We start from the raw sequence: 12,754 nt of genomic DNA, 5'->3' as shown, positions 1-12,754 counted from the left end.
CCACAAGTGTGAACCCGCATGGCCTGCGGCACTCCCTTAACGGAGTTCCTTCATGAACTCTTTCGCCAAAGGGGCCGCCGAGGCCGGATTCTGACCCGTGAAGAGATTGCGGTCTTTCACCGTGTAGGGCTTCCAGACCTCGCCGCGGGAGAAGTCGACGCCCAGCTTCACCAGTTCGTCCTTGGCGGTCCACCGCGCCTTTTCTCGCAGGCCGACGGCGTCCTCTTCGTCGTTGGTGTAAGCCGTGACCTGGTAGCCGGCGAATGGTGAAGCTCCGTTTCGCCGAGTCGACATGAGGGCGACCGGAGCGTGACAGACGATGGCCAGCGGCTTGCCGGACGCGAGTGCCGCGGTCAGCAGCCGGCCTGAGTCCGCGTCCTGCCACAGGTCCTCCATCGGGCCGTGCCCGCCCGGGTAGTAGACGGCGTCATAGTCCTCGAGGCGGGCGTCGGCCAACTCGATCGGCCGGCGCAATTCCTCTGCGGAGCGCAGGATCTCCTCCAGCTCCCGGGCGATCTCTTCACTGCCGGCCATCGACGGGCGCAGGCTCATCACATCCACATGCGGCACAACACCTTTCGGGGTGGCCACCACGACCTCGTGACCGGCGTCGGTGAGTGCGCGGTAAGGGGCGGCGAACTCCTCGGCCCAATAGCCCGTCGGATGCCTCGTGCCGTCCTTGAGCGTCCAGTAACTTGCGCCGGTCACGACGAACAGAACCTTCGCCATCGCGCGTCCCCTCGTTAGCCCCGCAATGCATTGATGCCCAAGCGTCGCCCATCTCATAGTCGGCGTGCAACCGCGAACCGCCAATCGCCAGGCGCACGGAACCGATTTCCTTGTCCGCAGTCTTGTTCTCCGCCACGATTCGCATTTAGCGTCCTGCCGTCGGCGCCTTTGGGCCGGCGCTCTCTGCGGCCGGCATCAACATCAGCGGCAGGCCATTGCGGATTCTCAAAGGCTTCTTGCTGGCCTCGCGCACCGTCGCTGCGCCGCAAGACACGACGGCGTTAAAGGCTCCCAACAAGTGCCGCGATGCCGCCGGTCGCTAAAAGTTTGCCAAATTGACGGTTAGGGAACGACAATTGGCGTGTCGTGCGAGCAGATGACGCTAGCCGGGGGATTATGACTTAGGGCGTCTCTATTCGAGGGGTGGTCGATGTGACGTCGGACGACTGGCAACCGGTGGTGCGAGTTGGAGAACCCAAGTTCGTAGCCGGGCTGGGGAACAGGATCAAAGTTGAGGTCAAGACACGGGGGTGGCTAAGCCGAGACTGGCGTGGCTACTTCGGATCCCAGGTTTCGCAGCAACGGCTCGATGCCCGGTACTCCTCCTATCCCTGTTGGGATGAAGTCCAGCGCATCGAGGGCACGTGCGCCGTGGACGAAGCGGAGCGTTACATCGAAATGATCGATGCGGCAATCCACTATGCGAACACGAGGTTCCGCTACGACACGTTGCCAACCACGGTGATCCAAGGGACGCAGCGGGATCAACGAGCATGTGCCGTCAGACGGCGCCAAGCGGCGCTCGATCAGCTGGCGAAGAAGTTGGCTAGACCCGAATGCGGGTGAGCAAAAGCAGTCAAGGCTTTGGGCTCAGTGTGTGACTCTTCTCGGGCGCCGGTTCAAGCGTGGTCGCGCATTTTCGGTCCTGAATCACATCCCCGTCAGTAAACGACGTGGCGTGCTCGGCACCCTTTTGAGGGTCGCCTCGAGCGCCCAATGGCAAACGCATTCGCTTTTTCACAACCATTCTTTGAAAATGCCCGCAGCCGACCTCCAATAGCGTTCGCGTCCCGAGGGAAGCCAATCCCCTGCCGGTCAAGACCGAATGCGAAGGCAACGGTTCCCGCTGGTGCCTATTGGGCGAAACACACAGCGACCGCGCCCACACCGGTTGCCATCCGCGAGCAGGTCGCGCAGTACCCTTACCCTGCCCCGGAGTCGCGGCCGACGGCACAGCATCGTGCGTCGCCCGGACCCGCCAAACCCAAGCCGCGGAGGTGCCTGATGGCCCAATCCGACCTCGTCTTGTTCACCGTCGAAAATCGCATCGCGCTCGTCACCGTCAACGACCCCGACCGGCGCAACGCGGTGACCGCCGAGATGTCCGCGCGCCTGCGCGCCGCCGTGGAGCGGGCCGAGGCCGACCCCGACGTGCACGCCCTGGTGGTCACCGGGGCCGGCAAGGCGTTCTGCGCCGGCGCGGACCTCAGCGCGCTCGGCGCCGCGGGCGGCGACAAGGCCGAGACGGGCCTGCAGCAGCTCTACGACGGCTTCATGGCCATCGGCAGCTGCCGGCTGCCCACCATCGCCGCGGTCAACGGCGCGGCCGTCGGCGCGGGTCTGAATCTCGCACTGGCGGCCGACGTGCGCATCGCCGGTCCGGCGGCGCTGTTCGACGCCCGGTTCCAGAAGCTCGGCCTGCATCCCGGCGGGGGTGCGACCTGGATGCTGCAGCGGTCGGTGGGCCCGCAGGTGGCCCGCGCGGCCCTGCTCTTCGGCATGCGTTTCGACGCTGAGGCCGCCGTGCGCCACGGCCTGGCGCTTTCCGTCGCCGACGATCCGGTCGCCGCAGCGCTGGAGCTCGCCGCGGGGCCCGCGGCCGCCCCGCGCGAGGTGGTGCTGGCGACGAAGGCCACCATGCGCGCCACCGTCAGCCCGGGATCGCTGGACCACGAGCAACACGTCTTCGCCATGCGCACGGAGCTCGGCCCCCAGGCCTACTCCATCCAGTCGCCGGAGTTTGCTCAGCGATTGGCCGCGGCACAACGCCGGTAGTGCCATCATGGTCAACAGGTTGGGATCGGTAGCAGAGCACACATTGTGTGATTGCTGCGAAGACGCCAACCTCCCTGGCGCATGAACAAAGGACATGCAGCGTGCAAGTCACCCGTACCCTCACCCGCGCCGTTTCCGGCGTCCTTCTGTCCAGCGGCCTCGCGACGGCCGGCTTCGCGCTGGTCGCCGGAACGGCACACGCCCAGCCAAGCCCGGCGCCGCAGGTGTATTGGTGCCCCAACCAGCCGTGGAACCCGGCATGGGGTGAGAACAAGTACTGGAATCAGTGCTGGGATACCGACAACCCGCCCGCGTATCCGCCACCGCCGCCTTCGCGGGCGCCGAGCTTCAACTGCGGCCTGTTCTGGTGCCCCGTTCCGCCGCACCCGTGAGGTTTTACAGGTCGATCAACGCGGTCGCTAGTGACTCGATCAAGTCCCTCAGCTCGGTGACGAACCGGGCCGCCTGCGCGCCGTCGGCGACGCGGTGGTCGAACACGCACGTCAGCGTCATCGTAGGGCGTACCAAGACCTGATCCCCGATCGCCACCGGGCGCGGCTTGATCGACCCCATCCCCAGGATGGCCGCTTCGGGATGGTTGATCACCGGCACGCCGTCGTCGGCGCCCAGGGCCCCGAAGTTCGACACGGTGAAGGTGGAGCCGCGCAGCTCCCCCGGCGTGAGCGTGCCTTCCCGCGCGCCGGTGATCAATTCGGCTGCCCGCATGGCCAATTGGCGGGTGGTCATGTTGTGCGCGTCGGTGATCACGGGGACCAGGAGCCCGCGTGTGGTGGCCACTCCGAATCCCAGGTGCACTCGCTGATCTATGCGAATCTGCGGACCCTCGGGCGAGTCGACCCACGACGAGTTGAGGATTTCGTTGTGGCGCAGCGCAATTACCAGCATTCGCATTGTCAGGACGAACGGCGTGATCCGCTGCTCTGCCGACGCCAGGTCGGACAGCCTCAACAACTCGGTACAGTCAACCGCGACGCTGACTTTGGCGGCCGGGATCTCCCGGTGCGACGCCGTCATTTTGTCGGCCATCCGGGCGTGCACGCCGCGGACGGGTCGAACGTCGGCCCCGTTCTGGTCAGCCGCCGCCAGCACGTCCGCGCGGGTGATGATGTCGTCGGGATCGCGCTGCAGCGAGCGTAGGTCGACCATCAGTTCCTTGGCCAATTTGCGGGTCGGCGGGGCCGCGCGCGGGCGGCCGCTCCGCCGGCTGACGTCGATGCCGGCGTCGGCGCCGTAGCCGACCAACGTGGGCAGCTGCTCGGAGGCCGCGGGGACGTCGCCGTTCAGCGGCGCGGTGTCGATGCGCACCAGCACCGCGCCCACCGGGAGCACATCGCCTTCGCCACCGTGGGTTTCGACGATGCGCCCCGCATACGGGCTGGGCAGTTCCACCTCCGCCTTGGCGGTCTCGACGGAGCAAAGCACCTGGTTGAGCTCGACGTCGTCGCCCGCGGCGACGTTCCAGTGGGTCACCGTCACTTCCTGCAATCCCTCCCCGAGGTCGGGAACCCGGAACGACTTGACCCGCTCGTCGGTGCTCATGGCTGTCCCAACGCACGCTCGACGCAGTCCAGCAGCCGGTCGGGCCCCGGTAGCCACAATCGCTCCAGTCGCGCGGGCGGGTAGGGAGTGTCAAACCCGCAGGCGCGCAACACTGGCGCCTCCAGTTCGTAGAACATCTCCTCTTGGATGCGGGCGGCCAACCCGGCGCCGTATCCCAGGCTGCGCGGCCCCTCGTGCATCACCACACAACGTCCGGTCCGGTGAATCGACTCCGCCACCGTATCGAAATCCAACGGGACCAGTGACCGCAGGTCAATGACCTCCAGGCTCCAACCACGTTGCCGCTGCGCCTCTTCCGCGGCGCCGACCGCGGTGCTGACCAAGCTGCCGTAGGTCACGACGGTGACGTCGGAGCCGGGCCGGCGCACCGCCGCCCGTCCGATCGGCGGTTCGGGCCGCTCGGTGTCGACATCGCCGCGGACCTGATAGCGCCGCTTCGGCTCGAGATACATCACCGGATCCGGGCAAGAGATCGCGTGGCGAAGCAGCCAGTACGCGTCGGCCGGGCTGGACGGAACCACAACTTTCAGGCCCGCGGTATGCGCCCAATACGATTCGGTGGAATCCGAATGATGTTCGGCGGCACCGATTCCGCCGAACGACGGGATCCGCACCGTCACCGGCATGTTGATCTCGCCGCGGGTGCGGGTGCGGTACTTCGCCAGATGGCTGACCACCTGATCGAAGGCCGGGTAGGAAAAGCCGTCGAACTGAATTTCCGGAACCGGCACAAACCCGCGTAGCGCCAGTCCCACCGCGATCCCGATGATGGCGGACTCCGCCAGCGGCGTGTCGAAACAGCGCTGCTCGCCGAACGTTTGGGCCAGCCCTTCGGTTACCCGGAACACCCCGCCCTCGACCGAGACGTCTTCGCCGAACACCAGCACCCGGTCGTCGGCGGCCATCGCGTCAACCAGGGCACGGTTGAGCGCCTGCACCATGGTCAGCGACTGCGCGCCGGCGTTCTCCGTTGTGGCGGTGAGGGTGTCACCGGGGCTCGCCGGGCGATCAGCGAGCTGAGTCATTCAGGCCTCCCCATCGCTTCGGTCGAGTTCGGCCCGCAGCGCTTGGCGTTGCGCCTGCAGCCCCGGCGTGATCTCGGCGTACACCGTGGTGAACACCTCGTCGATGTCGAAATCGGGTGCACCGAACACCGCGTCGCGCAGTTCGGTGCGCATCCGCTTCGAGCGGGCGGCGACGCGGTCCTCGAGGCGGTTCGACCACAATCCCTGACCTTGCAGGTAAGTGCGGTAGCGCGGGATCGGGTCGAGCGCCGACCAGCGGTCCACCTCCTCCTGGGTCCGGTAGCGGCTGGGATCATCCGAGGTGGTGTGCGGGCCGAGCCGGTAGGTGACCGCCTCGATCAGGGTCGGACCACCGCCGGCCCGGGCGCGCGCGGCGGCCTCGGCCATCACCGCGTAGCAGGCCAGCACGTCGTTGCCGTCCACTCGTATCCCGGGCATGCCGTAGCCGATTGCCTTGTGCGCGATGGATGGTGCCGCGGTTTGTTTGTGGATCGGCACCGAGATTGCCCATTGGTTGTTCTGCACGAAGAACACACACGGCGTGGCGAACACGGCCGCGAAGTTCAGCGCCTCATGTACGTCGCCCACGCTGGTCGCGCCGTCGCCGAGGAAGGCCACCGTGACCGAATCCTCGCCGAGGCGTTGCGCGGCCATCGCCGCCCCGACGGCGTGCAGGGTCTGGGTGCCGATCGGGATCGAGGTCGGGGCGCAGCACTTCTTGGTGAATTCCAGTCCGCCATGCCAGGTTCCACGCCACACCGCGCCGACGTGGCCGGGCGGGATGCCGCGCACGAGGTAGACGCCAAGCTCACGGTATTGCGGAAACAGCCAGTCCGTCTTACGCAGACAGGCGGCCGCGCCCACCTGGGCGGCTTCCTGACCGCGGCACGACGCGAACAACGCCAGCTCTCCCTGGCGCTTCAGGTTGATGAACTCGGTGTCCAGCTCGCGGGTGACGACCATCATCTCGTAGAGCCAGCACAGTGTCTCGACGGGAAGGTCACGGCCATAGCGGGGCTCGGGCGTCGGTGTCCCGTCCGCGGCGACGAGTTGCACCGGCTCGAGGTCGACGGTCATCGGCAGTTGAGGCACCGTCGCCATACCGTCTCCCTACCTCGGTGCCGCAGGGGTCACAGCCACAGCCGGGACCCACCGCGAGCCGAAGTCGATCGCCAGCTACACGAAAGGCTCCGCTCGCCGCGACACTGGCGTACTCACCATTATGCGCTCAAATGTGAAGAGACCGCGGTGATCGCGCACGTGTCGCGCCCAGTGGCGCCGCGGGCCGGGCGGCTTTCGACGGTCACCCCGCGGCGGACTGCTCCGCCCGGCGCACCAGCATTCCCGCATGCTTGAGCACCGGCGAGTCCACCATCTGTCCCTCGAACGCGAAAACGCCGCGTTCGGTCCGCGCCGCGTCCAATACCCTTCGGGCCCAGTCGACTTTCTCCTCACTGGGGCGATAGGCGTCTCGCACGACGGAAATTTGGGTGGGGTGGATGCAGACGGTCCCGTGGAAGCCCACCGCGACGGCATCGTCGGCTTCCGCGCGTAACCCGTCGACGTCGCGGATGTCCAGATGCACCGCGTCGAGCGCGGCCCGGCCGAAGGTGGACGCCGCCAGCAGGACCGTGGACCGGACGTGGCGGGCGAAGTCGCGGTAGGTGCCGTCGGCCAGGCGGCTGGAGCTGCCGCCGAGGGCCGCGACGAGATCCTCGGCGCCCCACATCATTGCGACGGTCCCCTCGGCGGCGGCGATCTCGGTGCTGAAGACCGCCCCACGGGGGGTCTCGATCAGCGCGATGACGTCGCGCGGCGCCAGCGCCGACACCTGCGCGGCCGACTCCGTCTTCGACAGCATCACCGTCGTGTAGGGGGTCTCGGCCAGGGCATCCAGGTCGCGGCCGTGCTCCTGGGTGCCGGCCGCGTTGACGCGCACCACGGTGCGCTCGGGATCCAGCGGGGTCTCCCGCAGCGCCTTGCGCGCGGCCGGCTTGTCCGCTTGGGCCACGCCGTCCTCGAGGTCGAGGATCACCACGTCGGCCGCGGCGGCGGCCTTCGCGAACCGCTCGGGGCGGTCCGCGGGGCAGAACAACCAACCCGGGCCGGCGGCTTGCAGGTTCACTCGGCCTCCTCGTCGCTCGGGCGTTTCTGGACCAGAGTTGTGCGCGCGGCTCGCGCGACTATGTCGCCATGCTGGTTGCGCCCGGTGTGCTCGAGGGTGACGATCCCTTCGCCGGGCCGGCTCTTCGACTCCCGCTTGGCGGTGCACACGGTCTCCGCGTAGAGAGTGTCGCCGTGGAAGACCGGCTTGGGGAACGACACCTCGGAGAAGCCGAGGTTGGCGACGATGGTGCCCAGCGTCAGCTGCGAGACCGACAGTCCGACCAGCGTGGACAGGGTGAACATCGAGTTCACCAGCCGCTCGCCCCGAAAGCCGGGCTGCTCGGCGGCCCACGCCGCATCCAGGTGCAGCGACTGGGTGTTCATGGTCAGCGTGGTGAACAAGACGTTGTCGGCCTCGGTGATGGTCCGGCCGGGCCGGTGTAGATACGTCGTGCCGATCTCGAATTCCTCGAACCACAGGCCCCGCTGGATGATCGACTTGCGGTCCGTCATGACAGCCCCAGCGATCGAGCGATGAGCATCAGCTGGACCTCGGTGGTCCCCTCACCGATTTCGAGGATCTTGCTGTCGCGGTAGTGACGCGCCACGGGATACTCGTTCATGAAGCCGTACCCGCCGTGGATTTGCGTGGCGTCACGCGCATTGTCCATCGCCGCTTCCGACGCGATCATCTTCGCGATGGCCGCCTCCTTCTTGAATGGCTTGCCGGCCAACATCTTCGCGGCCGCGTCGTAGTAGGCCGTCCGCGCGACGTGAGCGCGTGCTTCCATCCGCGCGATCTTGAAGCTGATCGCCTGATACGAGCCTATCGGCTGCCCGAAGGACTGGCGTTCCTTGGCGTAGTTCACGCTCTCGTCGACGCAGCCCTGCGCGGCGCCGGTCGACAGCGCGGCGATCGCAATGCGGCCCTCGTCCAGGATGGACAGGAAGTTTGCGTAGCCGGTGCCGCGGGGGCCCAGGAGGTTCTCCTCCGGGACGCGCGCGTCGGCGAAGCTCAACGGGTGGGTGTCCGAGGCGTTCCAGCCGACCTTGCTGTAGACCGGCTCGACGGTGAATCCCGGTGTGCCGTTGGGCACGATGATCGTCGAGATCTCCTTTTTGCCATCGGCAACGGTGCCGGTGACCGCGGTGACGGTGACCAGCTTCGTGATGTCGGTACCGGAATTGGTGATGAACTGCTTGCTGCCGTTGATCACCCACTCGCCGCCGTCGAGCCGGGCCGTGGTCCGGGTGGCGCCCGCGTCGGAACCGGCGCCCGGCTCGGTGAGCCCGAAGGCGGCCAGGGCCCGGCCGGCCGTCAGGTCCGGCAGCCATTTGGCTTTCTGTTCCTCGGAGCCGAAGCGGTAGATCGGCATCGCGCCGAGGCTGACGCCGGCCTCGAGGGTGATCGCCACCGACTGGTCGAACTTGCCGAGTTCCTCGAGCGCCAGCGATAGCGCGAAGTAGTCACCGCCCATGCCGCCGTACTCCTCGGGGAATGGCAGGCCGAACAACCCCATCTCGCCCATCTTGGCGACGACCTCGTACGGGAAGCTGTGCTCTTCGTCGTGTTTGGCCGATACGGGGGCGACGACGGCGCGCGCGAACTCGGCCACCGTGTCGCGAAGATCCTGATATTCCTTGGGTAGCGTTCCCGCGGTAATCGATGTCGTCATGTTTCGTCCTTACTCGAATCGGCTGCTGCTTCAGGCTCTTCGGGAACCAGCCGGGCCAGCACCTGGTCGACCGTGACCTGATCGCCGACAGACACCAAGAGCTCCACTCGTCCCGAAACCGGCGCGGGGAGCGAGTGTTCCATCTTCATCGCCTCCACGACCACCACCACGTCGCCCTCGGCTACCTCGGCGCCGGAGGCGGCCTGCACCGCGATCACACTGCCGGGCATGGGGCTGAGGATCTCGGCCTGCTGCGCACCGGCCGCGCGGTGGATCTTGTGCTCCTCGGCCTCGCGCAGGTGCCACGCCCCCCGCTCGTCGGCGATCCACAGGTGACGGTCGGCCTCGGCCCAGCGGTATTCGCGGCGCACCCCGTCCAGCGTGACGTCCATCCGCGCCCCGTCGACTTGCGCGCTCGCGGAATGGATCTCACCCACACCGACCTGTACCCGGGCGTCCTTAGGTGGTCCCCATACTGACACGGTCTCGCTGCGCAGCGGGGTCTGCATCTCGGTGCGTACGGGCGCCGGCGCGCCCCCGACCCGCCATCCGGTCGGCGCCGCCCACGGGTTGCCCGCGGCACGACGGTCCAGCGCCCACTGACGGTAGAGGCCGCCGGCGGCGAGTACGTCGTCGGGCGCCGGCATCGGCGCGAAGTCCGCCACGCGTTCGTCCAGCAGCGCCGTGTCCAGGTCACCGGCCTGCACCCGCTCGTCGGCGAGCAGGAACCGGAGGAATTCGATGTTGGTCTGCACACCCAGGATTGCGGTCCGCGCCAGCGCCCCGTCGAGTTTGGCCAGCGCTTCGTCGCGGTCCTCCCCGTGGGCGATCACCTTGCTCAGCATCGGGTCGTAGTCGCTGCCGACGTGCGTGCCCGCCAGCAGTGAGGAGTCGACCCGCACGCCGGCGCCGGAGGGTTCGGCGACGTGCAGGACCCGGCCGCCGGTGGGAAGGAACCCCCGCGCGGGATCCTCGGCGTACACCCGGGCCTCGACCGCGTGGCCCCGCAGTTCGATGTCGTCCTGCGCGAACCCCAGCTTCTCGCCCGCGGCCACCCGGAGCTGCCACTCCACCAGGTCCAGGCCGGCAACCGCTTCGGTGACCGGATGTTCCACCTGGAGCCGGGTGTTCATCTCCATGAAGAAGAATTCGTCCGGCCGGTCGGCGGACACGATGAACTCCACCGTGCCCGCGCCGACGTAATCGACACTGCGGGCCGTGTTGCAGGCAGCCGCTCCGATGCGGGCGCGGGTCTGCGGGTCGAGCAACGGCGAGGGCGCCTCTTCGATCACCTTCTGGTGGCGGCGTTGCAGGCTGCACTCGCGCTCGCCGAGGTGCACCACGTTGCCGTGGGTATCGGCGAGAACCTGCACTTCGATGTGCCTGGGGCGCAATACGAATCGCTCGAGGAACAGGGTGTCGTCGCCGAACGACGAGGCGGCCTCCCGCCGGGCGCCGAGCAGGGCATCGCGCAGCCGGCTCGGATCGTCGACCAGGCGCATGCCCTTGCCACCACCGCCCGCCGACGGCTTGATCAACACCGGATATCCGACTTCTTCGGCCGCCGCGACCAACTCGTCGTCGCTCAGTCCGGGCTTGGCCACACCGGGCACCACCGGCACGTCGAAGGCGGCGACCGCGTTCTTGGCGGTGATCTTGTCGCCCATCACCTGGATTGCCCGTGCCGGCGGGCCCAGGAACACCACGCCGGCACGCTCGCAGGAGGCGGCGAATTCGGCGTTCTCGGAAAGAAATCCGTAGCCGGGATGGATAGCCTGAGCTCCGGTGCGTGCCGCCGCATCCAGCACCTTGCCGATGTCGAGGTAGCTCTCGCGGGCCGGGGCGGGACCCAGGCGGACGGCCGTGTCGGCCTCCAGGACATGACGGGCGTTGGCGTCGGGGTCGCTGTATACCGCCACCGACCGGATGCCCAGCCGGCGCAGCGTCCGCATTACCCGGACGGCGATCTCGCCGCGGTTGGCTACCAATACGGTTTCAAACATATTCATCACATCCGGAAGACGCCGTAGGAGACCGGCTCCAACGGGGCATGGGCACATACCGAAAGCGCCAGCCCGACAACCGTTCTGGTGTCGGCCGGGTCGATGATGCCGTCGTCCCACAGGCGCGCGGTCGAATAGTACGGGTTGCCCTGGTCCTCGTATTGCGCGCGGATCGGCGCCTTGAACGCCTCTTCCTCATCGGGCGGCCACGGTTTGCCGGCCGCGGCGAGTTGCTCACCGCGCACCGTGGCCAGCACCGAGGCGGCCTGCTCGCCGCCCATGACCGATATGCGCGCATTGGGCCACATCCACAGGAAGCGCGGGGAGTACGCCCGTCCGCACATCGAATAGTTGCCCGCTCCATACGATCCGCCGATCACGACGGTCAGCTTGGGTACCCGGGCACAGGCCACGGCGGTCACCATCTTGGCGCCGTGTTTGGCGATGCCGCCGGCCTCGTAGTCGCGGCCGACCATGAACCCGGCGATGTTCTGCAGAAACAGCAGCGGAATTTTGCGCTTGTCGCACAGCTCGATGAAATGGGCGCCCTTCAAAGCGGATTCGCTGAACAGCACGCCGTTGTTGGCGATGATGCCGACGGGATGCCCGTGGATGCGCGCGAAGGCGGTCACCAGCGTCTTGCCGTAGTTGGCCTTGAATTCGCTGAATTCGCTGCCGTCGACCAGGCGCATGATGACCTCGTGCACGTCGTAGGGCACGCGCGGATCCGGCGGTACCATATCGTAGAGCTCGCTCTGCGCGTGCTTGGGCTCGACCGAAGGCAGCACGTCCCATTGGCTGGGCTCGCGCGGTCCGAAGGTTGCCGCGATCGCGCGGACGATCCGCAACGCGTGCTCGTCGTCGTCGGCAAGATGGTCGGTGACCCCGGAGACCCGCGAATGCAGGTCGCCACCGCCGAGGTCTTCGGCCGAGACGATCTCACCGGTCGCAGCCTTCACCAGCGGCGGACCGCCGAGAAAGATGGTGCCCTGTTCGCGGACGATGACGGCCTCATCGCTCATGGCCGGCACATAGGCGCCGCCGGCCGTGCACGATCCGAGGACGGCGGCCACCTGCGGAATTTCCTTGGCGCTCATGGTCGCCTGGTTGTAAAAGATTCGGCCGAAGTGCTCGCGGTCGGGAAACACCTCGTCCTGGCGCGGCAGGAAGGCGCCGCCGGAGTCCACCAGGTAGATGCAGGGCAAGCGATTCTGCAGTGCGACTTCCTGTGCGCGCAGGTGCTTTTTGACCGTCATCGGGTAGTAGGTGCCGCCCTTGACCGTGGCGTCGTTGGCGACGATCACACACTCGCGTCCCGACACCCGGCCGATCCCGGTGATGATCCCAGCCCCCGGGGACTCGTCGTCGTACATGCCGTTGGCGGCCAGCGGGGCGAGCTCCAAGAACGGGCTGCCCGGGTCGAGCAGTCGATCCACCCGTTCGCGCGGCAGCAGCTTGCCGCGGCTGACGTGGCGCTCCCGCGCGCGTTCGTTGCCCCCCAGTGCCGCAGCCGCCAGCCTGGCGTTCAACTCGCCGACCAACCGGCGGTGCTCATCGGCGAACGATGGAGCGGTCATCA

12 protein-coding genes are annotated in these 12,754 nt (G+C 67.5%); 3 read left to right on the top strand and 9 right to left on the bottom strand.

Features of this window, described 5'->3' with window-relative positions; all coding sequences use genetic code 11:
- Positions 1-36: 36 nt before the first annotated feature.
- On the bottom strand, positions 37-729 hold the full coding sequence (locus A5750_RS02950; RefSeq protein ID WP_067261086.1) for a type 1 glutamine amidotransferase domain-containing protein: 693 nt from the start codon (positions 727-729) through the stop codon (positions 37-39).
- Positions 730-1,161: 432 nt separating this feature from the next.
- Between A5750_RS02950 and A5750_RS02945 the strand changes: the two genes are divergently transcribed.
- The 3 genes from A5750_RS02945 (at position 1,162) to A5750_RS25700 (ending at position 3,176) form a co-directional block, all read left to right on the top strand.
- Positions 1,162-1,575, top strand: coding sequence for a hypothetical protein (locus A5750_RS02945; protein ID WP_066958673.1), 414 nt, complete (start codon positions 1,162-1,164; stop codon positions 1,573-1,575).
- Positions 1,576-2,013: 438 nt separating this feature from the next.
- The gene (locus A5750_RS02940) at positions 2,014-2,784 is read left to right on the top strand and encodes an enoyl-CoA hydratase (RefSeq protein ID WP_066958433.1); all 771 of its coding nucleotides are present in this window, start codon (positions 2,014-2,016) and stop codon (positions 2,782-2,784) included.
- 101 nt (positions 2,785-2,885) lie between these two features.
- The gene (locus A5750_RS25700) at positions 2,886-3,176 is read left to right on the top strand and encodes a hypothetical protein (protein ID WP_156659805.1); all 291 of its coding nucleotides are present in this window, start codon (positions 2,886-2,888) and stop codon (positions 3,174-3,176) included.
- Between the two features lie 4 nt (positions 3,177-3,180).
- Here the strand turns inward: A5750_RS25700 and A5750_RS02935 are convergent, their stop codons facing one another.
- From A5750_RS02935 to A5750_RS02900, 8 genes are all read right to left on the bottom strand, one after another.
- Entirely contained in the window at positions 3,181-4,344 is a 1,164-nt protein-coding gene (locus A5750_RS02935) for a dihydrolipoamide acetyltransferase family protein (protein WP_067261084.1), read from the bottom strand.
- Positions 4,341-5,390, bottom strand: coding sequence for a 3-methyl-2-oxobutanoate dehydrogenase subunit beta (gene bkdB / locus A5750_RS02930; protein WP_066958437.1), 1,050 nt, complete (start codon positions 5,388-5,390; stop codon positions 4,341-4,343). The genes A5750_RS02935 and bkdB overlap by 4 nt, the downstream gene beginning before the upstream one ends.
- Complete coding sequence (gene pdhA, locus A5750_RS02925; RefSeq protein WP_067261082.1) at positions 5,391-6,491, bottom strand: pyruvate dehydrogenase (acetyl-transferring) E1 component subunit alpha; 1,101 nt, start codon at positions 6,489-6,491, stop codon at positions 5,391-5,393.
- Positions 6,492-6,693: 202 nt separating this feature from the next.
- Complete coding sequence (locus A5750_RS02920) at positions 6,694-7,515, bottom strand: CoA ester lyase (RefSeq protein ID WP_067261080.1); 822 nt, start codon at positions 7,513-7,515, stop codon at positions 6,694-6,696.
- On the bottom strand, positions 7,512-8,009 hold the full coding sequence (locus A5750_RS02915; RefSeq protein WP_066958444.1) for a MaoC family dehydratase: 498 nt from the start codon (positions 8,007-8,009) through the stop codon (positions 7,512-7,514). The genes A5750_RS02920 and A5750_RS02915 overlap by 4 nt, the downstream gene beginning before the upstream one ends.
- On the bottom strand, positions 8,006-9,172 hold the full coding sequence (locus A5750_RS02910) for an acyl-CoA dehydrogenase family protein (RefSeq protein WP_066958446.1): 1,167 nt from the start codon (positions 9,170-9,172) through the stop codon (positions 8,006-8,008). The genes A5750_RS02915 and A5750_RS02910 overlap by 4 nt, the downstream gene beginning before the upstream one ends.
- Positions 9,169-11,175 carry an acetyl/propionyl/methylcrotonyl-CoA carboxylase subunit alpha gene (locus A5750_RS02905; RefSeq protein ID WP_067261163.1) on the bottom strand — a complete coding sequence of 669 codons (2,007 nt, stop codon included), beginning with the start codon at positions 11,173-11,175 and terminating at the stop codon, positions 9,169-9,171. The genes A5750_RS02910 and A5750_RS02905 overlap by 4 nt, the downstream gene beginning before the upstream one ends.
- 5 nt (positions 11,176-11,180) lie before the next feature.
- Positions 11,181-12,752: a carboxyl transferase domain-containing protein gene (locus A5750_RS02900; protein WP_066958449.1), complete on the bottom strand. Its 1,572-nt coding sequence runs from the start codon at positions 12,750-12,752 to the stop codon at positions 11,181-11,183.
- Positions 12,753-12,754 lie beyond the last annotated feature (2 nt).

Origin of the sequence: Mycobacterium sp. 852002-51613_SCH5001154 (genome assembly GCF_001667425.1) — a bacterium.
Taxonomy (GTDB): domain Bacteria; phylum Actinomycetota; class Actinomycetes; order Mycobacteriales; family Mycobacteriaceae; genus Mycobacterium.
Note: the sequence above shows the minus strand (reverse complement) of the source record. Positions and strands in the feature narration are given on the sequence as shown.

Excerpts from the sequence above, each read along its gene's own strand:
- A5750_RS02950 (WP_067261086.1), bottom strand. The coding sequence starts at position 729 with ATGGCGAAGGTTCTGTTCGTCGTGACCGGCGCAAGTTACTGGACGCTC.
- A5750_RS02940 (WP_066958433.1), top strand. The coding sequence starts at position 2,014 with ATGGCCCAATCCGACCTCGTCTTGTTCACCGTCGAAAATCGCATCGCG.
- A5750_RS02935 (WP_067261084.1), bottom strand. The coding sequence starts at position 4,344 with ATGAGCACCGACGAGCGGGTCAAGTCGTTCCGGGTTCCCGACCTCGGG.
- bkdB (WP_066958437.1), bottom strand. The coding sequence starts at position 5,390 with ATGACTCAGCTCGCTGATCGCCCGGCGAGCCCCGGTGACACCCTCACC.
- pdhA (WP_067261082.1), bottom strand. The coding sequence starts at position 6,491 with ATGGCGACGGTGCCTCAACTGCCGATGACCGTCGACCTCGAGCCGGTG.
- A5750_RS02915 (WP_066958444.1), bottom strand. The coding sequence starts at position 8,009 with ATGACGGACCGCAAGTCGATCATCCAGCGGGGCCTGTGGTTCGAGGAA.
- A5750_RS02910 (WP_066958446.1), bottom strand. The coding sequence starts at position 9,172 with ATGACGACATCGATTACCGCGGGAACGCTACCCAAGGAATATCAGGAT.
- A5750_RS02905 (WP_067261163.1), bottom strand. The coding sequence starts at position 11,175 with ATGTTTGAAACCGTATTGGTAGCCAACCGCGGCGAGATCGCCGTCCGG.
- A5750_RS02900 (WP_066958449.1), bottom strand. The coding sequence starts at position 12,752 with ATGACCGCTCCATCGTTCGCCGATGAGCACCGCCGGTTGGTCGGCGAG.